Annotated in this window: 21 protein-coding genes and 1 pseudogene; 13 read left to right on the top strand and 9 right to left on the bottom strand. The window is 63.1% G+C overall.

Annotated elements, in window-relative coordinates; translation table 11 throughout:
* Positions 1-10: 10 nt before the first annotated feature.
* Positions 11-1,720: a single-stranded-DNA-specific exonuclease RecJ gene (recJ, locus tag OSW16_RS21430; RefSeq protein ID WP_267818326.1), complete on the top strand. Its 1,710-nt coding sequence runs from the start codon at positions 11-13 to the stop codon at positions 1,718-1,720.
* A 112-nt stretch (positions 1,721-1,832) separates the two neighbouring features.
* On the opposite strand, the gene OSW16_RS21425 is transcribed toward recJ, so the two are convergent.
* Positions 1,833-2,096, bottom strand: a complete 264-nt coding sequence (locus OSW16_RS21425; protein WP_115274004.1) for a DUF3077 domain-containing protein — start codon at positions 2,094-2,096, stop codon at positions 1,833-1,835.
* A 139-nt stretch (positions 2,097-2,235) separates the two neighbouring features.
* Entirely contained in the window at positions 2,236-2,517 is a 282-nt protein-coding gene (locus OSW16_RS21420; RefSeq protein WP_241804348.1) for a hypothetical protein, read from the bottom strand.
* 452 nt (positions 2,518-2,969) lie between these two features.
* Between OSW16_RS21420 and OSW16_RS21415 the strand changes: the two genes are divergently transcribed.
* Positions 2,970-4,076: an NADH:flavin oxidoreductase/NADH oxidase gene (locus OSW16_RS21415; RefSeq protein WP_241804349.1), complete on the top strand. Its 1,107-nt coding sequence runs from the start codon at positions 2,970-2,972 to the stop codon at positions 4,074-4,076.
* Positions 4,077-4,085: 9 nt separating this feature from the next.
* On the opposite strand, the pseudogene OSW16_RS26960 reads toward OSW16_RS21415, so the two are convergent.
* From OSW16_RS26960 to ydcS, 6 genes and pseudogenes are all read right to left on the bottom strand, one after another.
* Positions 4,086-4,281, bottom strand: a pseudogene (locus OSW16_RS26960) (toxin-antitoxin system HicB family antitoxin); the annotation flags it as partial.
* A gap of 127 nt (positions 4,282-4,408) precedes the next feature.
* Positions 4,409-5,833 (bottom strand): gamma-aminobutyraldehyde dehydrogenase, encoded by a 1,425-nt coding sequence (locus OSW16_RS21405; RefSeq protein WP_267818321.1) that lies wholly within the window; start codon positions 5,831-5,833, stop codon positions 4,409-4,411.
* Positions 5,834-5,850: 17 nt separating this feature from the next.
* Positions 5,851-6,657: an ABC transporter permease gene (locus tag OSW16_RS21400; RefSeq protein WP_267818319.1), complete on the bottom strand. Its 807-nt coding sequence runs from the start codon at positions 6,655-6,657 to the stop codon at positions 5,851-5,853.
* Positions 6,647-7,570 carry an ABC transporter permease gene (locus tag OSW16_RS21395; protein ID WP_267818317.1) on the bottom strand — a complete coding sequence of 308 codons (924 nt, stop codon included), beginning with the start codon at positions 7,568-7,570 and terminating at the stop codon, positions 6,647-6,649. Before OSW16_RS21395 ends, OSW16_RS21400 begins: the two co-directional genes overlap by 11 nt.
* Position 7,571: 1 nt before the next feature.
* Entirely contained in the window at positions 7,572-8,612 is a 1,041-nt protein-coding gene (locus tag OSW16_RS21390; protein WP_267818315.1) for an ABC transporter ATP-binding protein, read from the bottom strand.
* Positions 8,613-8,728: 116 nt separating this feature from the next.
* Positions 8,729-9,880 (bottom strand): putative ABC transporter substrate-binding protein YdcS, encoded by a 1,152-nt coding sequence (gene ydcS / locus OSW16_RS21385; protein WP_267818313.1) that lies wholly within the window; start codon positions 9,878-9,880, stop codon positions 8,729-8,731.
* 206 nt (positions 9,881-10,086) lie between these two features.
* Between ydcS and OSW16_RS21380 the strand changes: the two genes are divergently transcribed.
* The 8 genes from OSW16_RS21380 (at position 10,087) to wspR (ending at position 19,272) form a co-directional block, all read left to right on the top strand.
* The gene (locus tag OSW16_RS21380) at positions 10,087-10,776 is read left to right on the top strand and encodes a tellurite resistance TerB family protein (protein ID WP_267818311.1); all 690 of its coding nucleotides are present in this window, start codon (positions 10,087-10,089) and stop codon (positions 10,774-10,776) included.
* 128 nt (positions 10,777-10,904) lie between these two features.
* Entirely contained in the window at positions 10,905-12,527 is a 1,623-nt protein-coding gene (locus OSW16_RS21375; RefSeq protein ID WP_267818309.1) for a methyl-accepting chemotaxis protein, read from the top strand.
* Positions 12,528-12,532: 5 nt separating this feature from the next.
* Positions 12,533-13,039 carry a chemotaxis protein CheW gene (locus OSW16_RS21370; protein ID WP_267818307.1) on the top strand — a complete coding sequence of 169 codons (507 nt, stop codon included), beginning with the start codon at positions 12,533-12,535 and terminating at the stop codon, positions 13,037-13,039.
* The gene (locus tag OSW16_RS21365) at positions 13,036-14,280 is read left to right on the top strand and encodes a CheR family methyltransferase (RefSeq protein WP_267818305.1); all 1,245 of its coding nucleotides are present in this window, start codon (positions 13,036-13,038) and stop codon (positions 14,278-14,280) included. The genes OSW16_RS21370 and OSW16_RS21365 overlap by 4 nt, the downstream gene beginning before the upstream one ends.
* Positions 14,277-14,942 carry a chemotaxis protein CheW gene (locus OSW16_RS21360; RefSeq protein WP_267818303.1) on the top strand — a complete coding sequence of 222 codons (666 nt, stop codon included), beginning with the start codon at positions 14,277-14,279 and terminating at the stop codon, positions 14,940-14,942. The genes OSW16_RS21365 and OSW16_RS21360 overlap by 4 nt, the downstream gene beginning before the upstream one ends.
* Positions 14,939-17,206, top strand: a complete 2,268-nt coding sequence (locus tag OSW16_RS21355; protein ID WP_267818301.1) for a hybrid sensor histidine kinase/response regulator — start codon at positions 14,939-14,941, stop codon at positions 17,204-17,206. The genes OSW16_RS21360 and OSW16_RS21355 overlap by 4 nt, the downstream gene beginning before the upstream one ends.
* Entirely contained in the window at positions 17,203-18,216 is a 1,014-nt protein-coding gene (locus tag OSW16_RS21350) for a chemotaxis response regulator protein-glutamate methylesterase (protein ID WP_267818299.1), read from the top strand. The genes OSW16_RS21355 and OSW16_RS21350 overlap by 4 nt, the downstream gene beginning before the upstream one ends.
* A gap of 51 nt (positions 18,217-18,267) precedes the next feature.
* Positions 18,268-19,272, top strand: coding sequence for a Wsp signal transduction system regulator diguanylate cyclase WspR (wspR, locus tag OSW16_RS21345; RefSeq protein ID WP_267818297.1), 1,005 nt, complete (start codon positions 18,268-18,270; stop codon positions 19,270-19,272).
* Between the two features lie 39 nt (positions 19,273-19,311).
* Here wspR and OSW16_RS21340 read toward each other — a convergent pair whose 3' ends face one another.
* Entirely contained in the window at positions 19,312-19,707 is a 396-nt protein-coding gene (locus OSW16_RS21340; RefSeq protein WP_267818295.1) for a hypothetical protein, read from the bottom strand.
* A gap of 211 nt (positions 19,708-19,918) precedes the next feature.
* On the opposite strand from OSW16_RS21340, the gene prfB reads away from it, so the two are divergent.
* The 3 genes from prfB to OSW16_RS21325 all read left to right on the top strand — a co-directional run bounded on the left by prfB (position 19,919) and on the right by OSW16_RS21325 (position 23,570).
* Positions 19,919-21,014 (top strand): peptide chain release factor 2 gene (gene prfB, locus OSW16_RS21335; protein WP_241804364.1). Its coding sequence is split into 2 segments (ribosomal slippage): positions 19,919-19,990 and positions 19,992-21,014, totalling 1,095 coding nucleotides; the frame shifts between segments, so codons are not numbered across the junction.
* Positions 21,015-21,103: 89 nt separating this feature from the next.
* The gene (gene lysS, locus OSW16_RS21330) at positions 21,104-22,606 is read left to right on the top strand and encodes a lysine--tRNA ligase (protein WP_267818293.1); all 1,503 of its coding nucleotides are present in this window, start codon (positions 21,104-21,106) and stop codon (positions 22,604-22,606) included.
* A 259-nt stretch (positions 22,607-22,865) separates the two neighbouring features.
* Entirely contained in the window at positions 22,866-23,570 is a 705-nt protein-coding gene (locus tag OSW16_RS21325; RefSeq protein WP_267824079.1) for a TetR/AcrR family transcriptional regulator, read from the top strand.

The following is a 23,570-nucleotide window of genomic DNA, read 5'->3' as shown; positions in this document are numbered from 1 at the left end:
CAACCGACCCATGCGTATCGAACCCCGCCCGCTGCCGCCGACACTGCCGTTTCTCGGTAACCTGCCACCCTTGCTGACCCGACTGTATGCCGCCCGTGGCGTGCAATCTGAGGCAGAACTGGACAAGAGCCTGGCGAGGCTGTTGCCGTACCAGCAGCTAAAGGGCATTGATGCCGCGGTAGACTTGCTGGTCGAAGCGCTCGACCAGCGCCAGCGCATCATCATCGTCGGCGACTTCGATGCCGACGGCGCCACCGCCAGTACGGTCGGCGTACTCGGGCTGCGCCTGCTGGGGGCAGCCCATGTCGACTACCTGGTGCCCAACCGTTTCGAATATGGCTATGGCCTGACGCCAGAGATCGTCGAGGTGGCGCTGCAGCGCCAGCCACACTTGCTGATCACGGTCGATAACGGCATTTCCAGTGTCGAGGGTGTGGCGGCAGCCAAAGCGGCCGGGCTCAAAGTGCTGGTCACCGACCACCACCTGCCAGGCCAGCAGTTGCCGGACGCCGACGCCATCGTCAACCCGAACCAGCCAGGTTGCGGCTTCCCGAGCAAGTCGCTGGCCGGGGTCGGGGTGATCTTCTATGTGCTGATGGCCTTGCGCGCCCGCCTGCGCAGCCTGGGCCGCTACGAAACACAACCACAACCGAACATCGGTGAACTGCTCGACCTGGTCGCGCTGGGCAGCGTTGCCGACGTGGTGCCGCTGGATGCCAACAACCGCATTCTGGTGCACCAAGGCCTTGAGCGCATCCGCGCCGGCCGGGCACGGCCGGGGCTCAAGGCGATTCTGGAGGTGGCACGTCGCGACCACCGGCGTATCACCTCCACCGACCTGGGCTTCATTTTAGGCCCGCGGCTCAATGCCGCCGGGCGCCTGGACGACATGAGCCTGGGTATCGAGTGCCTGTTGTGCGAGGACGAGGCGCTGGCCCAGGACATGGCGCAGCAGCTCGATGGCCTGAACCAGGACCGCAAGTCGATCGAGCAGGGCATGCAGCGCGAAGCGTTGGCCCAGCTCAAGGATTTGCCGGTCGAGGCTATGCCGTACGGCCTGTGCCTGTTCGATGCCGAATGGCACCAAGGTGTGATCGGCATTCTTGCCTCGCGCCTGAAGGAGCGTTACCACCGCCCGACCATCGCCTTTGCCGATGCTGGCGACGGCATGCTCAAGGGCTCCGCACGTTCGGTGCCGGGATTCCATATCCGCGATGCGCTGGATGCAGTGGCGGCGCGCCATCCGCAGTTGATCAGCAAGTTTGGCGGCCATGCCATGGCTGCAGGCCTGTCGTTGCCCGAAAGTCATTTCCCGGCGTTCGCCGAAGCGTTCGATGAAGAAGTCCGTCGCCAGTTGCGCGAAGACGATTTGACCGGCCGTCTGCTTTCGGACGGCAGCCTGGCGGTGGAGGAGTTTCACCTGGACCTGGCCAAGGCCCTGCGTAATGCCGGGCCTTGGGGGCAACACTTCCCCGAACCACTGTTCCATGGCGTGTTTCAGTTGGTCGAGCAGCGTGTGGTCGGCGAGCGGCACCTGAAGGTGGTGCTAAAGAGCGAATGTGGCTCGGTTCGTCTGGACGGCATCGCCTTTGGCATTGACCGCGAAGTCTGGCCCAACCCGACCGTGCGCTGGGTGGAGCTGGCGTACAAGCTGGATGTGAACGAGTTCCGCGGGAACGAAAGTGTGCAGTTGATGATTGCGCATATGGAGCCGCGCTGAGGAGCCTGCAGGTGCCTGACTTGTCTTTGAGGGGCGGTGCTCGATTGCCCTGGCGCCGTAAACCTAAAGGTCAAGACCTAGGCTCCCTGACACTTTAGCCATCCGAAGAAAGTTAGCCTGTCATGCCTAACTCGGCATCATCCATCAGTGCCTTGGCCATGGCACTGAGGTAGTGGGATGCCCAGATCATCATCGGTTTTTCATCCATCAGGCCGATGATGGTCAGCTCTCGTACATAACCCATCAATTCCGAGGCCTGCTCACGGGCATCGCGGCAGGGAATCCCTGGCTCGATGCGGAACAGTGGGTGAGTCTGGTGTTCACCTTGAAAGAAGGTGGTCTTCCCGACAGTAAAGTGGGTGTCGTCTGTGGTCATCGAATTCCCTCCTGAAGTTTCTCGATTGCTTGTTCTGGCCTCTTTTTGGGCAAGCTCCCACAGGTCATCTGCAAGTTTTGAGGATTGGGATGCCCCGGTGGCTGCGGGGTTACCCGCGAAGAGGCCAGTGGATCCAACCTCAATGCAGGGTAGTAGTACGCTCCAAGGCCAATGACAGCGCATCCGCTTGGCCCCAGGCAATCTGCAGGGCACGCAGCCCATTCACAAGCGATTCCCGGGAGCTGTCATCTTCGACGGCATCGAGGACTCGATGGCAATGGTTGTAAGCGAGCATCAGGTAATGGGTGACATTCATCAACACGTGATCGATTGGCACGATGCCTTCGTTCACGGCGTTGGTCAGGGTCTTGTCGGAGGGAAGGTCGAAATGGTGCGGTGGATCGGGGACTAGTTTTTTCATAGTGAACGACTCGTAAGGTTACTGATTGACCGACCTGTCCGATTCCACACGGATGGGTGGCAGTTGTACGCGGTGTGGAATCCAGGCTACGAGTAAACCCGGTAGGCTTTGCGGCCTCCCGCGCACAACTGCCATGACGACAGCAACTCAGTAATTGACAGGATTCCACTCCCGGACGCCAAACATCAGCGACGCAAGAAGCCTAAAGGGTGGGGTTTCCAGGGACAATCAGCCGCGAGTCGACAAGATTCGTAGGATATTTTCCTGATGTAAGTATCGCTAGCTCATGTGTGTAGGAAATATCTGGTGCGCGCGTCGGAGCAGTCAGCAATCTGAGGGAACCTTCCCCCCCACCAATCTGGTCTAGTCTGATTAATGACCGGCACCGGGCCAGGGATGTGCACTTGAATGCCCGGGCCGGATCACCATTGGAGTCCTTGGGAGGTGCCCTCATGAGCCTGCTGCTCGAGCCTTACACCCTGCGTCAGCTGACGTTGCCCAACCGCATCGCCGTCTCGCCGATGTGCCAGTATTCCGCCGTCGATGGCCTGGCCAACGACTGGCACCTCGTTCATCTGGGTAGCCGCGCCGTCGGTGGCGCCGGGCTGGTCATCACCGAAGCGGTAGCCGTGACCGCCGAGGGCCGTATCACTGCCGAGGACCTTGGGCTGTGGACCGATGATCAGATCGCGCCATTGCAACGCATTACGCGGTTCATCACTGCCCAGGGCGCTGTGCCGGGCATCCAGCTGGCCCACGCCGGGCGCAAGGCCAGCACCTATCGCCCTTGGCTGGGCAAGCATGGCAGCGTCAAAATCGAGGAAGGAGGCTGGCAGCCGGTGGGCCCCTCGAAAATTGCCTTCGACCCTGAACACACGGCGCCGCGTGAGTTGAGCAAGGACGAGATCCAGGATGTTGTAGCCGAGTTTGTCAAAGCCACCGAACGCGCGTTGCAAGCGGGCTTCAAAGTGGTCGAAATCCACGCCGCCCATGGCTACTTGCTGCACCAGTTCCTCTCGCCGCTGAGCAACCAGCGCCGCGATGAATATGGCAGTTGCTTCGAAAACCGCATCCGCCTGACGCTGCAGGTGACCGAGGCGGTGCGTAAGGTCTGGCCGCAGGAACTGCCGCTGTTCGTGCGTGTGTCGGCGACCGACTGGGTAGAGGACGGCTGGAACCCGGACGAAACCGTGGAACTGGCCCGCCGGCTACGTGTGCTCGGGGTCGACCTGATCGACGTGTCCTCCGGCGGTACTTCGATGAATGCGGAAATCCCCACCGGCCCCGGCTACCAGACCCGTTTCGCCGAGCGTGTACGCAAGGAATCGGAAATCGCTACCGGCACGGTGGGCATGATCACCGAACCGGCCCAGGCTGAACACATCCTGCGCACCGGGCAGGCCGACCTGATCTTCCTGGCTCGCGAGCTGCTGCGCGACCCTTACTGGCCGTTGCATGCCGATGATGACCTGGGCGGTAACAGGGCTACATGGCCGGCGCAGTATCAACGGGCTACCAGCCGGGCGAATCCGATACATGAGTCGGATCTGCGCGACTGATTGGCCCCCTCAGCTGTAAGCGGCCTTGCGCAGCGTATCGCTGACCCACTGATTGATGCTTTTCCCGCCAGCTCGGCCTTTGCGGCCACGCTGGCGTGAAGGATGGGCTCAAGGCGCAGACTCAGCTTCCCCGAATAGGTCTTGTGCGGCTCACGGCCAAGGCGTTCGCAGGTTTCGAGGTGTCATCAACGGCCTCCTCGACAGCCGGACTGTAGGAGATAGGGACCATGCTTGAAGGAAAGGCCCTAGGTATCCATGCGAGGACGATCGCCACTTTGTACCGGCCTCCTTGCTGACTTGTCTCAGCAGAGGCCGGTAGCTTCACATCACGTTCAGTGCTTGATCATCACATGCCGCACGCAGGTGTAGTCCTCAAGCCCATACATCGACATGTCCTTGCCATACCCCGAATGCTTCTGCCCGCCATGGGGCATTTCGCTGACCAGCATGAAGTGGGTATTGACCCAGGTGCAGCCATACTGCAACCGCGCCGCCAGGCGGTGGGCGCGGCCGGTGTCGCGGGTCCACACCGACGAAGCCAGGCCGTACTCCGAGTCGTTGGCCCATTCCAGCGCCTGCGCTTCGTCAGTGAAGCGTGTTACCGACACCACTGGGCCAAACACCTCGTGACGCACGATCTCGTCATCCTGTAGCGCATCCGCCAGCACTGTTGGCTCGAAGAAGAAACCCTCCCCCGGTAGTGCCTTGCCTCCAGTGACCAGGCGAATGTGCGGCTGGGCGATGGCGCGCCCGACCAGGCCGGCTACCTTGTCACGGTGCTGGGCGCTGATCAGCGGGCCGAGTTCGGTGTCCTCGGCATCCTGCAGGCCGGTTTTAAGGCTGGCCACGGCTTTGCCGAGGCGTTCGACGAAGCGTTCGTAGATGCCCGCCTGCACATACAGGCGGCAGGCCGCAGTGCAGTCCTGCCCTGCGTTGTAGAAACCGAAGGTGCGGATGCCATCGATGGCGGCATCGATGTCGGCATCGTCGAACACCAGCACCGGCGCCTTGCCGCCCAGCTCCATGTGCATGCGTTTAACGCTGCCCGCCGTGGCGCCGATGATGTGCGCGCCGGTGGGGATCGAACCGGTCAGCGAGACCATACGCACCTTGGGGTGGGTCACCAGTGGGCTGCCCACCGTCTGGCCGCGGCCGAAGAGGATGTTGAGCACGCCGGCCGGCAGTACGTTCTTGGCCAGTTCGCCGAGGCGCAGGGCGGTCAGCGGGGTGAGTTCGGACGGCTTGATGACCATGGTATTGCCAGCCGCCAAGGCGGGGGCGATCTTCCACGCCAGCATCATCAGCGGGTAGTTCCAGGGTGCGATCGAGGCCACTACGCCCAGCGGGTCGCGGCGGACCATCGACGTGTGCCCGGGCAGGTATTCACCAGCCGCCGAGCCACCGAGGCAGCGGGCGGCGCCGGCAAAATAGCGGAACACATCGGCGATGGCCGGTATCTCGTCGTTCAGGGCCGCTGCGAACGGTTTGCCGCAATTCTGCGACTCCAGCCTGGCCAGCTCATCGGCATGCGCCTCGATCGTGTCGGCCAGCGCCAGCAGGGCCAGCGAGCGCTCTTTCGGGCTGGTCTGCGACCAGCTGTCGAAGGCCTGGTCGGCGGCGCGCACTGCCGTATCGACCTGGGCCTCGGTGGCTTCGTTGATCTGTGCCAAGGCACTGCCTTCGGCGGGGTTGAGCACGGTCCAGGCCGGGCCATCGCCTGCGACCAGGCGACCGTTGATCAGCATGTTGGTTTGCATCGGGGGCTCCTTGTGGGTCATTTGCCGCTGCCCGCAACGCTTTCACCGTCGCGGGTCAGGTAATAGGCGCCGAGGATCGGCAGCATGGTCACCAGCATCACCAGCATGGCAACCACGTTGGTCACCGGCACGTCGCGCGGGCGGCTGAGTTGGTTGAGCAGCCAGATTGGCAGGGTGCGCTCGTTCCCGGCAGTGAAAGTGGTGACGATGATCTCGTCGAACGACAGGGCGAAGGCCAGCATGCCGCCGGCCAGCAGCGCCGAGCCCAGGTTGGGCAGGATGATGTAGCGGAAGGTCTGCCAGCCATCGGCTCCCAAGTCCATCGAGGCCTCGATCAGGCTTTGCGAGGTGCGCCGTAGGCGGGCAATCACGTTGTTGTAGACGATCACCACGCAGAAGGTGGCGTGGCCGACCACGATGGTGAACAAGCCAGGCTCGATACCCAGGGTCTTGAACGCCGACAACAGGGCGATGCCGGTAATGATGCCGGGCAGGGCGATCGGCAAGATCAGCATCAGCGAGATGCTCTCCTTGCCGAAGAAGCTGCGCCGGTACAGTGCCGCCGAGGCCAGGGTGCCGAGCACGAGCGCGATGAGCGTGGCCAGGCTGGCCACCTGCAGCGACAGCTTGATGGCTTCGAGCACGTCCGGCCGGGCGAAGGCGACGGCGATCCATTTCAGGGTGAAGCCTTTGGGCGGGAAGCTGAACGCCGCCTCTTCGGTGTTGAAGGCGTACACGAAGATGATGAGGATCGGGAAGTGCAGGAACAGTAACCCGCCCCAAGCCGCCAGGCGCAGGCCTGTGGACGCTTTTTCAGAGTGCATCGAAGGCCCCCAGGCGCTTGACGATGGACAGGTACACCGCGATCAGCACGATCGGCACCAGGGTGAACGCCGCGGCCATCGGCATGTTGCCGATCGCGCCTTGCTGGGCGTAGACCATGCTGCCGATGAAGTAGCCGGGCGGGCCGACCAGTTGCGGTACGATGAAGTCGCCCAGGGTCAGCGAGAAGGTAAAGATCGAGCCGGCCGCGATGCCGGGTATCGACAATGGCAGGATCACTTGGGTGAAGGTCTGCGCCGGCCGTGCGCCAAGGTCTGCCGATGCCTGCAGCAGTGAAGGCGGCAGGCGCTCCAGCGACGCCTGCACGGGCAGGATCATGAACGGCAGCCAGATGTACACGAACACCAGAAAGCGCCCGAGGTGCGAGGTCGACAGCGTGCTGCCGCCCACCGCAGGCAAGGTCAGGAGGGCCTGCAGCAGGCCTTCGAGGTGCAACTGCTGAATGAACCACTGAGCCACACCCCCCTTGGCCAGCAGCAGGGTCCATGCATAGGTCTTGACGATGTAGCTGGCCCACATCGGCAGCATTACGGCGATATAGAAGAATGCCCGGGTCTTGCCGCGGGTGTAGCGCGCCATGTAATAGGCGATGGGGAAAGCCAGCATGGCGCAGGCCAGCGAGACTGCCACGGCCATGGCCAAGGTGCGCAGGATGATGTCGAAGTTCGACGGGTTGAACAGCGCGGCGAAGTTGCCCAGGGTCAGTTGCGGGGTGACTGCCATGGTGAAGTCGTCGAACGTGTAAAAGCCTTGCCACAAAAGGTTGAGCAGCGACCCTAGGTAGACCGCGCCGAACCAGGTCAGCGGTGGGGTCAGCAGTAACAGCAGGTACAGGTTGGGGCGGCGGTAGAGCAGGTTGGAAAACCTGCGTGACGGGCTCAGGGCCAGGCTCATGTCACTGGCCCTCGGTCAGGACAGTTTCCTGCAGCACCGTCATCGCTTCACGTGGCCAGTGGGCCTGTACCCGTTGGCCGGGTTGCAGGGGGTGTGGCTGGTCTTGCCAGCGGTCGTTGGCCTGGCTGACCGCCAGCGATTGGCCGCTGTCCAGCTGCACTTCATAGCGGGTGGCACTGCCTTGGTACTGGATATCACGCAGCAGGCCGCTGACCTGTACATCGCGGCCGGCCTCGGGCTGGCCGAGCAGGCGAATATGCTCGGGGCGAATGGAGAACGGCGTTCGGCTGCCGCTCAGGTGCTGAGCCAGATCGCCGCGCACCACGTTGGAGGTGCCGACGAACTGGGCGACGAAGGTGGTAGCCGGTTTCATGTACAGCGTGCGCGGTGCATCGACCTGTTCGATACGGCCGCGGTTGAACACCGCTACCCGGTCCGACATCGACAGCGCTTCGGTCTGGTCATGGGTGACGAAAATGAAGGTGATGCCCAGCTGGCGCTGCAGCTTTTTCAATTCGCCCTGCATCTGTTCGCGCAGTTTCAGGTCGAGGGCGCCGAGCGGCTCGTCGAGCAGCAGCACCCGCGGCCGATTGACCAGGGCGCGGGCCAAGGCAACACGCTGGCGCTGGCCGCCGGAAAGCTGTGCCGGTTTGCGCTCACCGTAGCCTGCCAGGGCCACCATCGCCAGGGCCTCTTCGGCGCGGGCATGGCGTTCGGCCTTGGCTATGCCTTTGACCTTCAGGCCATAGGCGATGTTGTCGCGCACGTTCATGTGCGGGAACAGTGCGTAGTCCTGGAATACGGTATTGACGTCGCGCTGGTAGGGCGGCACGCCAGCGGCTTCGACGCCATGGATGCGGATCGAGCCGCTGTCGGGCTGCTCGAAACCGGCTATGAGGCGCAGGCAGGTGGTCTTGCCCGAGCCTGAGGGGCCGAGCATCGAGAAGAACTCACCATCGATGATGTCGATGCTGACCTGGTCAACGGCCTTGACCTCACCGAAGGTGCGCGACACCTGGGTGAACTGGACGGCTAGGGGCATAAAGGGCTCCAGGTTGAAGCTGGGGCGCTTTGCGCCCCTTTGGCGACACAAGGCCGCTGCTGGAGAAACCGGGCGGCCCTTGTTCCTTCAGGCAATGCCACGATGCTCCGGGGGCGCTAGCGCCCGCCCATGATCGCAATGTAATCCTGGGTCCAGCGGCTGTACGGCACGAACTTGCCGCCCTGTGCCTGCGGGGTTTTCCAGAAGGCGATTTTGTCGAAGTTGTCGAAGCCATTGGTCTTGCAGCCCTCGGGCCCCAGCAGCGCATTACCGTTGCAGGCCGCAGGTACTGCTGGCAACGAGCCGAACCAGGCCGCCACGTCACCCTGCACCTTTGGCTGCAGCGACCAGTCCATCCATTTATAGGCGCAGTTGGGGTGCTTGGCCTCGCTATGCAGCATGGTGGTGTCGGCCCAGCCGGTGGCACCTTCCTTGGGCAGGGTGGAGGCCACCGGCTGGTTGTCCGCCTTGAGGCTGTTGACCATGTAGCCCCAGGAACTGGAGGCGACCACGCCTTCGTTCTTCACATCGCTCATCTGCACCGTGGCGTCATGCCAGTAGCGGTGGATCAGCGGTTGCTGCTGGCGCAGCAGTTCGAGCACTGCCTTGTACTGTGCTTCATTCAGTTCATAGGGGTCCTGAATGCCCAGTTCGGGCTTGGCCGACTTCAGGTACAACGCCGCGTCGGCAATGTAGATGGGCCCGTCATAGGCCTGAACGCGGCCCTTGTTCGGTTTGCCGTCGGGCAGGTCCTGCGGTTCGAACACCACGCTCCAACTGGTGGGGGGCTGCTTGAAGGTGTTGGTGTTGTACAGCAGTACATTCGGCCCCCACTGGTACGGGGTGCCGTAGACCTGTTTGTCGACCACGTACCAGCCACCGTCCTGCAGGCGCGGGTCGAGGTTTTTCCAGTTGGGAATCAGCGCGGTATTGATCGGCTGCACCTTCTTGCCGGCGATCAGGCGCAGCGAGGCATCGCCGGAGGCGGTGACCAGGTCGTAACCGCCCTTGTTCATCAGGCTGACCATTTCATCGGAGGTGGCTGCGGTCTTGACGCTGACCTTGCACCCGGTTTGCTTTTCGAAGCCTGTGACCCAGTCATAGGCCGTGTCGCTCTCGCCGCGCTCGATATAACCGGGCCAGGCGACGATATCCAGCCGGCCTTCGCCGGCACCGAGGGCCTTGGGCAACTCGGCGGCCTGCAGGCCTGCACTGGCCAGCAGTGCGCCGGTCACGGCGCCGAGCAATGCGGTCTTGTGCGCTGACATGGTGTTCCCTCTTTTGTAGAGCTTGGTCGGGGCAGTCATCAAGAAAGCAGTGGAGCGATCGTCATAGGTGTAAAGCGCTTGTGGCGAAATCGAGTCTAGTTGGCTTTTTGCCCACCGATGCAACATCCGGAAGCAAATCCATGGGTGGCCCTGGGCCCTGCAGGCCTTACTCTGAACGTCATTTTCCGCAGCGTGGAGCCATGCCAATGAATACTCGGGGTCTGCTCGATCAACTGCTCAAATCCGGCCAGGAACTGCTGAACAAACAGGGCGGCGCAAGCAAGCCGGCCGCAGGCTCAGGCGGCCTGGGCAGCCTGTTGTCCGGCGCTGGGGGCGGGGCGCTGGGTGCTGGCGCCCTGGGCTTGCTGTTGGGCAACAAGAAGGCGCGCAAGTACGGCGGCAAAGTGATCACCTACGGTGGCCTCGCCGCGCTCGGTGTGCTGGCCTACAAGGCCTATGGCAACTGGCAGGCCCGCCAGGGCACCGGGCAGGGGGCCGAACCGCAAACCCTCGATCGCCTGCCGCCGGCCCAGGTCGAGCAGCACAGCCAGGCGGTATTGCGGGCGTTGGTGGCAGCGGCCAAATCCGATGGTCACATCGATGACCGTGAGCGTGCGTTGATCGAAGGCGAATTCACCCGCCTGGACAGCGACCGTGAACTGCAGCACTGGTTGCACGCCGAGCTGAACAAGCCGCTGGACCCGGCCGAAGTCGCGCGCGCCGCACAAACGCCGGAGATGGCTGCCGAGATGTACCTGGCCAGCCTGATGATGGTCGATCAGGAGAACTTCATGGAGCGTGCGTACCTGGATGAACTGGCCCGCCAGCTTCGCCTGGACCCAGCGTTGCGTCAGGAACTGGAAAGCCAGGCCCGCCTTGCCGCCGCAGGTCAATGACGCGCACATGATCTGATCTCAAGGCAAGGATGCCTGATTACCCCGTATATTCAGCCGCCTAAGCGTAGGAAGCCTGGGCTATACTTCGGCGATTTTTCCCGCTCGTTGTGAATTCCTGAGGGCTGAATGTGAAGAACTGGACCTTGCGCCAACGGATCCTGGCAAGTTTCGCTGTGATCATCGCCATCATGTTGCTGATGGTGGTAGCTGCTTACTCGCGGCTGGTGGCGATTGAAAGTGCCGAGCAGGCAGTCGGTGACGACAGCATTCCCGGGGTCTACTACAGCTCGATGATCCGCAGTGCCTGGGTCGACAGCTATGTCACCAGCCAGCAGTTGGTGGGGTTGTCCGGCCACCGCGAGATCACAGCTGCTGACATGGAGCTGTTCAAAAGCTTCGATGATCGCCTCAAGCAATACCTGGCCAGCTACCAAGGCACCATTCACGAAAAGGACGACCAGGCCCATTTCGACGCCTTCATCCAGATGGAGGCGAACTACACCCAAATCATTGGTCAGGTGATCGAAGCCTACCGTCGGCGTGATTATGCCGAGGCAGAGCGGTTGATCAAGGACGTACTGACACCGGCGTGGTCGCAAGGCCGTAATCATCTCAACAAGATGATCGAGTACAACCGCGAAGCCGCCGACACCGCTAACCACCAGATCGTCGGTGCCGTGAGCACTGCCAAAGGCAGCATGATCGTTTCGCTGTTGTTGGCAATCATCGCGGCGGGCATCTGCGGCCTGCTTCTGATGCGTGCCATCACCGCCCCGGTGCAGCGCGTGGTGCACGCCCTCGACAAGCTGCGCTCGGGCGACTTGAGCATGCGCCTGAGCCTGGACCGCAAGGACGAGTTCGGCGCCATCGAAAGCGGCTTCAACGAGATGGCCGAGGCCCTGGCCAAGCTGGTGTCCCAGGCTCAGCGTTCTTCGGTGCAGGTGACCACCTCGGTCACCGAAATTGCCGCCACGTCCAAGCAACAGCAGGCCACCGCCACCGAAACCGCTGCGACCACCACGGAAATTGGGGCCACTTCGCGCGAAATTGCGGCGACATCGCGCGATCTGGTGCGCACCATGACCGAAGTCACCAGTGCCGCCGACCAGGCCTCGAGCCTGGCCGGTTCCGGCCAGCAAGGCCTGGCGCGCATGGAAGACACCATGCACCAGGTCATGGGTGCAGCCGACCTGGTCAATGCCAAGCTGGCGATCCTCAACGAAAAGGCCAGCAACATCACGCAGATGGTGGTGACCATCGTCAAGGTCGCCGACCAGACCAACCTGCTCTCGCTCAATGCTGCCATCGAAGCGGAAAAAGCCGGCGAGTATGGGCGCGGCTTTGCCGTGGTAGCCACCGAAGTAAGGCGCCTGGCGGACCAGACGGCTGTCGCCACCTACGACATCGAGCAGATGGTGCGGGAAATCCAGTCGGCGGTATCGGCAGGGGTGATGGGCATGGACAAGTTTTCCGAAGAAGTACGCCGAGGCATGTTCGAAGTGCAGCAAGTGGGCGAGCAACTGAGCCAGATCATTCATCAGGTACAGGCGCTGGCGCCACGGGTGTTGATGGTCAACGAAGGCATGCAGGCCCAGGCTACGGGTGCCGAGCAGATCAACCAGGCACTGGCTCAGCTCAGCGATGCCAGCACACAGACGGTGGAATCGCTGCGCCAGGCCAGCTTCGCCATCGACGAGTTGAGCCAGGTGGCCGCGGGCCTGCGCGGTGGTGTATCGCGCTTCAAAGTCTGACCGCCATGAGTGACCTGTACTCGCATGCGGCAGTAACGGCCAGCGCCAAGGGCAAGCTGTACCTGCTGTTTCGTCTCAACGAGCAACGCTTCGCCCTGGATGTGCGCGAGGTGATCGAGGTGCTGCCGCGCCGGCCACTCAAGCCGATCGCCCAGGCGCCGGCCTGGGTTGCTGGGATTGTCGCCCATCGTGGCGTGCTGGTGCCGGTGGTCGACCTGTCGGCCCTGAGTTTCGGCCAGCCTGCCACTGCGCGCACCAGCACACGGCTGGTGCTGGTGCACTATCGCGGCGAGCATCAACTGGGGCTGATCCTCGAACAGGCTACCGAGACCTTGCGCTGCCTCGCGGAGGAGTTTCAGCCCTATGGGCTGGACAACCCCGACGCGCGTTACCTGGGCCCGGTTCGCCAGGACGCCGATGGCCTGCTGCAGCGTATCGAGGTCGATGACTTGCTGTCGGACCCCGTGCGCGAACTGCTGTTCCCACCAGCATCGGGGCAGGTGTCGGCATGAGCGAGCAACGGTTTTTCCGCTTTCTGCAAGCGCGCATCGGCCTGGATGTCGAGTCGGTCGGCGTGCCCATGGTCGAGCGTGCCCTGCAGCAGCGCTGTGTCGCGGTCAATGCTCAAGACCTGAACGACTATTGGCTGTACCTGCAGCGCTCCGCAGAGGAGCAGCAAGCGCTCATCGAAGCGGTCATCGTCCCGGAGACCTGGTTCTTCCGCTACCCAGAGTCGTTTACCGCGCTGGTCGGGCTGGCCCACAAACGCCTGAACGAACTCGCCGGCGAGCGGCCGCTACGCTTGCTGAGCCTGCCGTGCTCCACGGGCGAAGAGCCGTATTCCCTGGCCATGGCCTTGCTCGATTCGGGGATGAACCCGGCTGCGTTTCGCATCGACGGTATCGACATCAGCCCCAACTCGGTGGCCAAGGGCGTGCAGGCGGTCTACGGTCGCAACTCGTTCCGCGGCGCTGAACTGGGCTTTCGCGAGCGCCACTTCAATGCGCTTGCCGAGGGCCATGAGTTGAATGAGCGGGTGCGCGCGCAGGTGGACCTGGCCGTAGGCAACGTGCTCGATCCGGCACTGGGCAGCCGTAATGGCTGTTACGACTTCGTGTTCTGCCGCAATTTGCTGATCTACTTCGACGTGGCGACCCAGCAGCGAGTCTTCGAGGTGCTCAAGCGCCTTACCCACGAGCACGGCGTGCTGTTCATCGGGCCGGCCGAGGGCAGTTTGCTGGCAAGGTTGGGGATGCGGCCACTGGGCATTGCCCAGTCGTTCGCCTACGTTCGCCAGCCGTTGGAGACGCCAGTCCAGCCTCGGCTCAGCCCGCCGGTGCCAGTCGCACCGACCCGCCCCGTGCCGGCCCCGGCGCCCATTTTGCGGCCATTGCGCTCGGTGCCGGTTGCCCCGCCCACAGCCGTGCAGCGCGAGAGCGCCAGTGAGTTGCTGGCCCTGATCGCGAAGCAGGCCAACGCCGGGGAGGGCGCGCAAGCGCGTGCCAACTGCCAGCGCTACCTGCAGCAATTCGAACCCACGGCTCAGGTGTATTACTGGCTGGGACTGCTCAGCGATACCGAAGGCGATGCCCGGCAAGCCCAGATTCACTACCGCAAAGCCCTGTACCTGGAGCCGCAGCACCCTGAGGCGCTGCTGCACCTGGCCATGTTGCTGGCGGCCCAGGGCGACGAAGCAGGTGCCCGCCGCTTGCAGGAGCGCGCGACACGCGCTGGCAGGGGGGCTGAACGATGAGCGTTGAAGACGCGATTGCACTGCTCGCCGAGGACGTTGAGCGTATCGACGATTGCTGGAACCGGATCGGCGTGCACGGCAACAAGCAATGCCCGCTGCTGGAAAGGCATATCCACTGTCGCAACTGTGAAATCTATGCGGCGGCCGCTACCCGTCTGCTGGATCGCTATGCATTGGTCCAGGACGATCAGGTGCAGGAGGCGGCGCAGGCCGAGGCCAGCGTCGGGCGCTCGCTGCTGCTGTTTCGTCTGGGGGAGGAGTGGCTGGCCCTGGCCACTGCCTGCCTGGCCGAGATCGCCCCGGTGCAGCCGGTGCATTCCTTGCCGCATCAGCGCTCCCGAGTGCTGCAAGGGGTGGCCAATGTGCGTGGCGCACTGGTGCCGTGCCTGTCGCTGAGCGAACTGCTGGGGGTGGCGCACTTCTCCGAGGCTGCACACAGCAGCCGGGCGATCCCGCGCATGTTGATTCTGGCGGCGGCAGGCGGGCCAGTGGTGCTGGCGGTGGACGAGATCGACGGTATTCATCGCCTGCAGCCCACACTACCGGGGGGCACTGAAGATAGCGCACCCTTCACCGCCGCCGTGCTGCAGTGGCGTGGGCGCAGCGTGCGTGTACTGGATGATCAACAACTACTGTCTGCCGTGCAGCGGAGCCTGTCATGACCCCTGAGCAAATGCGCGACGCATCGTTGCTCGAGCTGTTCAGCCTGGAAGCGGAAGCTCAGACCCAGGTGCTCATCACCGGGCTGATGGCACTGGAGCGTGACCCGACCCAGGCCGATCAGCTGGAAGCCTGCATGCGTGCTGCGCACTCGTTGAAAGGGGCTGCGCGCATCGTTGGCATCGACGACGGCGTCAGCGTGGCCCACGTGATGGAAGATTGCCTGGTAGCGGCCCAGGAAGGCCGGCTGTTGCTGCGCGCTGAACATATCGACGCCTTGCTGCGCGGTACCGACCTGCTGCTGCATGTCGCCACACCCGGTGACCCCGCCGGTGAGGGCGCGGTACCCGGCTTTCTGGCCCAGATGTCTGGCCTGCTGGGCCCTTCCAGTGCACCTGCGCCTGCCACGGAGCCGCTGCACAAACCATTAGCTGCGGCCGACCCGATCACTGCCGAGCCTGAGCCAGAAGCAGAGCCGCTTGTGCCGCGCAAAACAGGCAAACGCAGCGCACCAGGTGGCGAGCGGGTGTTGCGGGTAACCGCCGATCGACTCAACAGCCTGCTCGACTTGTCGAGCAAGTCGCTGGTCGAGACTCAGCGCCTCAAACCCTACCTGGCCACGCTGCAGCGCCTCAAGCGCATGCACGGCCAAGGCATGCGCGCCCTCGATGGCCTGAAAGCCCAATTGGAAGGCAGCGGCCAGAGCCTGCTGGTGCTCGAAGCGCTGGCCCAGACGCAACGGTTGTTGCTGGAAACCCAGCAGATCCTGCAGCAGCAGACCGCCGACCTCGACGAATTCGGCTGGCAGGCCAGCCAGCGCGCCCAGTTGCTGTACGACACCGCCTTGGCCTGCCGCATGCGCCCGTTCGCCGATGTGCTTACCGGCCAGAGCCGTATGGTGCGGGACCTGGGCCGCTCGCTGGGCAAACAGGTGCGTCTGCAGATTGACGGTGAAAAGACCCAGGTCGACCGTGATGTACTGGAAAAGCTCGAAGCGCCGCTGACCCATCTGCTGCGCAATGCAGTCGACCATGGTATCGAACTGCCTGAGCAAAGATTGCTGGCGGGCAAACCGCCAGAAGGCGCAGTACGCCTGCGGGCCTCCCATCATGCCGGCCTGTTGGTCCTTGAACTGAGCGATGACGGCGCCGGTATCGACCTGCAACAGCTACAGCGCAGTATCGTTCAGCGCGGCCTGTCCCCGGCCGATACCGTGGCGCAGATGAGCGAGGCGGAGCTGCTGACCTTCCTGTTCCTCCCGGGCTTCAGCATGCGCGACAAGGTGACCGAGGTCTCCGGCCGTGGCGTCGGCCTGGACGCGGTGCAGCATCTGGTGCGGGACCTGCGCGGCTCGATCGAGCTGACCCAGCAGGCCGGCCAGGGCTGCCGTTTCCATCTTGAAGTGCCGTTGACGCTTTCGGTGGTACGCAGCCTCGTGGTGGAAGTCGGCGGTGAGGCTTATGCGTTCCCGCTGGCGCATATCGAGCGCACCGTGGAAGTGACGGCCGAGCAGATCGTGCAAATCGAGGGGCGGCAGCATTTTTGGCATGAGGGCCGGCATATCGGCCTGGTGGCGGCCAGCCAGTTGCTCAACCGGCCCGCCGTGCAAGGTGATGAAAGCGGTTTGCCGGTGGTGGTGATCCGCGAACGTGAACAGCTGTACGGTGTGGCCGTGGAGCGGCTGATCGGTGAGCGGGTGCTGGTAGTGATGCCGCTCGATGCACGGCTGGGCAAGGTCCAGGACATTTCTGCGGGGGCGCTGCTGGACGATGGTTCGGTGGTGTTGATCGTCGACGTCGAAGACGTGCTGCGCTCGGTCGAGAAGCTGCTCAGCACCGGCCGCCTGGAGCGCATCGAGCGCGGCGTGCAGGCCGGCCGCGGTGCCAGCCGCAAGCGCATTCTGGTTGTCGACGACTCACTCACCGTACGCGAGCTGCAACGCAAGCTGCTGAGCAACCGCGGCTTCGAGGTGGCTGTGGCGGTCGACGGCATGGACGGCTGGAATGCACTGCGTAGCGAGGATTTCGACCTGCTGATCACCGACATCGACATGCCGCGCATGGACGGTATCGAGCTGGTCACATTGGTGCGCCGTGACCAGCGGCTGCAGTCGCTGCCGGTGATGGTGGTGTCGTACAAGGACCGCGAAGAAGATCGACGGCGGGGCCTGGACGCTGGCGCCGACTACTATTTGGCAAAAGCCAGTTTCCACGACGATGCGTTGATCGATGCTGTGATCGAACTGATCGGAGGTGCTCAAGGATGAAGATCGCCATCGTCAACGACATGCCCCTGGCGGTAGAAGCGTTGCGCCGGGCCCTGGCCCTGGAGCCTGCGCATGAGGTGATCTGGGTGGCCAGCAATGGCGCCGAGGCCGTGCGCCAGTGTGCCCAGGCAACGCCCGACCTGATACTCATGGACCTCATCATGCCGGTGATGGATGGGGTGGAAGCGACCCGGCAGATCATGGCCGAAACGCCGTGTGCCATCGTCATCGTCACCGTCGACCGCAAGCAGAACGTGCACCGCGTGTTCGAGGCCATGGGCCACGGGGCCCTGGATGTGGTCGACACCCCGGCGCTCGGCGCGGGTGATGCGCGGGAGGCAGCGGCCCCGTTGCTGCGCAAGATCCTCAACATCAGCTGGTTGATCGGCCAACAGCGGCCCAGCGCGACCAAACCGGTCGCCGCGCCTTTACGCGATGCCGCCCAGCGCCGCGGCCTGGTGGCGATCGGCTCTTCGGCCGGGGGGCCTGCGGCCCTCGAGGTACTGCTGAAGGGGTTGCCCAAGGGGTTTCCGGCATCCATCGTGCTAGTCCAGCATGTTGACCAAGTGTTCGCTGCCGGCATGGCCGAGTGGCTTGGCAGTGCCTGTGGCATGCCGGTGCGCCTGGCCCATGAAGGCGAACCGCCGCAGCCCGGGCAGGTGCTGCTGGCGGGCACCAACCACCATATACGCCTGCTGCACAACGGCCAGTTGGCCTACACTGCCGAACCTGTCAACGAGATCTACCGGCCCTCGATCGATGTGTTCTTCGAGAGTGTGGCGCGCTATTGGCGCGGGCAGGCGGTGGGCGTGCTGCTCACCGGCATGGGGCGCGATGGCGCCCAAGGCTTGAAAATGATGCGCCAGCAAGGTTTCCTGACCATTGCTCAGGACCAGTCAAGCAGCGCAGTCTACGGTATGCCCAAAGCCGCCGCGGCAATCGATGCAGCGGTGGAAATCCGTCCGCTGGAGCGAATCGCCGGGCGCTTGATGGAAATCTTTGCACAATGACGATATGTATTGAGTCACACCGCTCCTGCGGCCGTGATCAGGTGAATAGGGATGATTGATCTACCGATCGAAGGGTTTGCGACCGCCAATGAAAATTCGGCGATGGTCTTGCTGGTCGATGATCAGGCGATGATCGGTGAAGCGGTGCGGCGTGGCCTGGCCCAAGAGGAAAACATCGATTTCCATTTCTGCGCCGACCCCCATCAGGCCGTGGCCCAGGCCATGCGCATCAAGCCCACGGTGATCCTCCAGGACCTGATCATGCCGGGCCTCGACGGCCTGACCCTGGTGCGCGAATACCGCAACAATCCGGCTACCCGGGACATCCCGATCATCGTGCTGTCGACCAAGGAAGACCCTCTGGTCAAGAGTGCCGCCTTCGCTGCCGGGGCCAACGACTACCTGGTCAAGTTGCCGGACACCATCGAACTGGTGGCCCGCATCCGCTACCACTCGCGCTCGTACCTGACCCTGCTGCAACGTGACGAGGCCTACCGGGCATTGCGCGTGAGCCAGCAGCAATTGCTCGATACCAACCTGATGCTGCAGCGGCTGATGAACTCCGATGGCCTCACCGGGCTGTCCAACCGCCGCCATTTCGATGAGTACCTGGAACTGGAGTGGCGCCGGGCCATGCGTGAGCAACAGCAGTTGTCGCTGCTGATGATCGATGTCGACTATTTCAAGGTCTACAACGACAGCTTCGGGCACCTGGCCGGTGATGAGGCGCTGCGCAAGGTGGCACAGGCCATTCGCGGTTCGTGTTCACGGCCTACCGACCTGCCGGCGCGCTACGGTGGCGAGGAGTTCGCGCTGGTATTGCCCAACACCTCCCCGGGCGGGGCGCGGCTGGTCGCGGAGAAACTGCGTCAGACCGTACATGGCCTGGATATCCCGCATACCGCGCCGCAGGACGACTCGCGCCTGACCGTGAGCATTGGCCTGGCGACGCAGACCCCGGCTGTGGGCAGCCATTGCCGGCAGCTCATATCCGCTGCCGACAAAGGCTTGTACCTGGCCAAGAACAGTGGTCGGAACAAAGTGGGTATCGCATAAGGGCTTGGCTGGCACGAGCGGGGTAGCCGCCAGTCAAGTTTATTTGGCGGCTTTTCTCTTGAGCCGGTAAGTGCGATCTGCAGAGCGGACGGTGAGCTCCGTTTCTTCGCCTGCGATCTTGAACCTGACGACCGCCCATATTCTGTAGCTGGCGGCCTCTTTCAGGACGGCGCCGGGTACATAGCCTTCAACGGTCTCTTCGCGTCGGGGGTCTGCAGGTGATCGTCCCGTTCCCCAATTATCGCCGTAACAGCCGACGGTGACGCTTTCGAGCCCGGGAATGTCCTCCTTCAACCCCGGGTAATGTACTTTTACAGGGTTACGGGCGGGCGCTGGGTCGAACTCTAGCGTGTCGTTCACGGCGTTCGTGAATTCTGGAGGCAGAATTTCGAACCCTTCCAGCATTTTCAATGCGCGGTCAAAGTCATCACTCATTTTCATTGCTCCCATTGAGGCGGCGGACGATCCGCATGCCTGAGGGCAAGTCTTGCGTGGCTCGACGCCTGGGGGCTACTGGCAGAATTGCCAGGAAATCACGCGCGGTCATGATCCGGCGCTGTGCGGGCTGCTCAACGGGCTGCTGTGCTTGGCTGTATGGGTTATACTCGCGGGCTTTTCACCGAATTCGTACGAGAGCCCCGCGCCCATGGAAATCCAACCGATCCTGAACACCATCAAGGACCTCACCGAACGCTCCCAGTCCATTCGGGGGTATCTTTGACTACGATCAAAAGCATGACCGCCTGATCGAAGTCAACCGCGAGCTGGAAGACCCCAACGTCTGGAACAAGCCTGAGTACGCCCAGGCCCTGGGCCGCGAGCGCGCCATGCTGGCGCAGGTCGTCGAGACCCTGGACAAGCTGTCCGGTGGCCTGGGGGACTGCAAGGACCTGCTCGACATGGCTGTCGAGGAAAATGACGAAGGCGCCGTCAGCGATGTCGTGACCGAGCTGGAAGGCCTGGAAGAAAACCTGGCCCAGCTTGAGTTCCGTCGCATGTTCAGCGGCGAGATGGACATGAACAACGCTTACCTGGACATCCAGGCAGGTTCCGGCGGTACCGAAGCGCAGGACTGGGCCAACATCCTGCTGCGCATGTACCTGCGCTGGGCCGACAAGCGCGGCTTTGACGCCACCATCATCGAGCTGTCCGAAGGCGAAGTCGCCGGCATCAAGGGCGCCACCGTGCACATCAAGGGCGAGTACGCCTTCGGCTGGCTGCGCACCGAAATCGGCGTGCACCGCCTGGTGCGCAAGAGCCCGTTCGACTCCGGCGCCCGTCGCCACACCTCGTTCTCGGCGGTGTTCGTGTCGCCCGAGATCGACGACAAGGTCGAGATCGATATCAACCCGTCCGACCTGCGTATCGACACCTACCGCTCCTCCGGTGCCGGTGGTCAGCACGTGAACACCACCGACTCCGCGGTGCGTATCACCCACGTGCCGACCAACACCGTGGTGGCGTGCCAGAACGAACGCTCCCAGCATGCCAACAAGGACACCGCCATGAAAATGCTGCGGGCCAAGTTGTACGAGCTGGAAATGCAGAAGCGCAACGCCGCTTCCCAGGCGTTGGAAGACAGCAAGTCGGACATCGGCTGGGGCCACCAGATCCGCTCCTACGTGCTCGATGACTCGCGCATCAAGGACCTGCGTACCGGCGTCGAGCGCAGCGACTGCAACAAGGTGCTCGATGGCGACATCGACCAGTACCTGGAAGCGAGCCTCAAGCAGGGGCTGTAAGCCGCACACCACCGCCGCGATGCCTGTACGCCGGCATCGCGTGCCCTGCCCGAAAAGGGCAACGAATACCTGATGGAAAGAATGACGACATGAGCGACCTCAAGACCGAATCGCAAGACCTGCAACAGGAAGAAAACACCCTGATCGCCCTGCGCAAGGAAAAGCTTGCCGCCGAGCGCGAGAAGGGTCAGGCCTTCCCCAACGACTTCCGCCGCGACAGCTACTGCAACGACCTGCAGAAACAGTACGCGGACAAGACCAAGGAAGAGCTGGAAGCGGCAGCGATCCCGGTCAAGGTTGCCGGTCGCATCATGCTCAACCGTGGCTCGTTCATGGTCATCCAGGACATGACCGGGCGCATCCAGGTCTACGTCAACCGCAAGACCCTGCCGGAGCAAACCCTGGCCGCGGTCAAGACCTGGGACCTGGGCGACATCATCGCCGCCGAAGGCACCTTGGCCCGTTCCGGCAAGGGCGACCTGTACGTCGAGATGACCAACGTACGCCTGCTGACCAAGTCGCTGCGCCCACTGCCGGACAAGCACCACGGGCTGACCGACACCGAGCAGCGCTACCGCCAGCGTTATGTCGACCTGATGGTCAACGAAGAAACCCGCCACACCTTCCGTGTGCGTTCGCAGGTGATCTCGCACATCCGCAAGTTCCTCATCGACCGCGACTTCCTCGAAGTCGAAACGCCGATGCTGCAGACCATCCCTGGCGGCGCCGCGGCCAAACCGTTCGAAACCCACCACAACGCCCTGGACATGGCCATGTTCCTGCGTATCGCGCCGGAGCTGTACCTCAAGCGCCTGGTGGTCGGTGGTTTCGAGAAAGTGTTCGAGATCAACCGCAACTTCCGTAACGAAGGCGTTTCGACCCGGCACAACCCCGAGTTCACCATGCTCGAGTTCTACCAGGCCTACGCTGACTACCGCGACAACATGGACCTCACCGAGGAGCTGTTCCGCGAGCTTGCCCAGCTGGTGCTGGGCAGCACCGATGTGCCGTATGGCGACAAGGTGTTCCACTTTGGTGAGCCGTTCGTGCGCTTGTCGGTGTTCGATTCGATCCTCAAGTACAACCCGGAGCTGACCGCAGCGGACCTTCAGGATGTCGAGCGGGCCCGCGACATCGCCAAGAAAGCCGGTGCCAAGGTGCTGGGCCACGAAGGCCTGGGCAAGCTGCAGGTGATGATTTTCGAAGAGCTGGTCGAGCACAAGCTGGAGCAGCCGCACTTCATCACCGAATACCCGTTCGAAGTGTCGCCGCTGGCCCGTCGCAACGACGACAACCCGGCCGTGACCGACCGCTTCGAGCTGTTCATCGGTGGCCGCGAGATCGCCAACGCCTACTCCGAGCTCAATGACGCCGAGGACCAGGCAGAGCGTTTCCTGGCCCAGGTGGCCGAGAAGGACGCCGGTGATGACGAAGCCATGCATTACGATGCCGACTTCGTTCGTGCCCTGGAGTACGGCATGCCACCGACTGCCGGTGAAGGTATCGGCATCGACCGCCTGGTGATGCTGCTGACCAACTCGCCGTCGATTCGCGACGTGATCCTGTTCCCGCACATGCGCCCACAGGCCTGAGTGGATTGAACAAGCCGCCTTTCGGGGCGGCTTTTTATTGCCTGAAGCCTTATTTTGTTTGTCAGAGCCCCTTCGCCGGCAAGCCGGCTCCCACAGAAACCGCACTGCGCTTGAACAGCGCGGGGTGTTTGGGCGGCCCCCGGACGTTGGACACCCATCCAATGTCGTTGGGCAGTGCCCGTTGTGGAAGCCGGCTTGCCGGCGATAGGGCCGGTGCAGTCACCCCCAAGATCGATGAGGTACACCCGTGACCCCCGCAATGGCCCAGCAAGGCGCCGCCGGCATTGCCACCGCCGTCGCCGAAAGCGTGCAATACCAGGGTCGCAAGACCGCCCGCCAAGGCAGCGAACAGCGCCGCCAGTTGATCCTCGACGCCGCCATGCGCATTGTCGTGCGTGATGGTGTGCGTGGCGTGCGCCACCGTGCCGTTGCCGCCGAAGCCGGTGTGCCGCTGTCGGCCACCACCTACTATTTCAAGGATATCGAGGACCTGCTCACCGATACCTTCGCCCAATACGTCGAACGCAGTGCCGCCTACATGGCCAAGCTGTGGGCCAATACCGAAGTGGTGCTGCGCCAGCTGCTTGCCCAGGGGGATGGCAGTGCGCAATCAAGGGCGCGCCTGGCTGACGAAGTGGCGCAGATGACTGCCGACTACGTTTCCCGTCAGTTGATCACCCGCCGCGACTTCCTGATGGCGGAGCAGGCCTTCCGTCAGGAGGCGCTGCTGTGCCCGCGCCTGGCCGAGTTGGTGTGTGCCCACGAACAGATCCTGCTGCATGGCACGCGCCAGCTGTTGCAGGTGGTCGGTTCGCAGCAACCGGAACAGGATGCCCAGATGTTGACGGCGATCATCGAGCAGATGGAATATCAGGGCCTGCTCAAGGATGCCGATGCGCAAGCCGATGGGCAGATGCTCGCTATGCTTACCCGTTACCTGCACCTGGTGCTGGCATCGGGCTGA

Origin of the sequence: Pseudomonas putida, assembly GCF_026625125.1 — a bacterium.
Lineage (GTDB): Bacteria > Pseudomonadota > Gammaproteobacteria > Pseudomonadales > Pseudomonadaceae > Aquipseudomonas > Aquipseudomonas putida_X.
The sequence above is the reverse complement of the archived record's forward strand: the minus strand, read 5'-3'. Positions and strand labels throughout refer to the sequence as shown.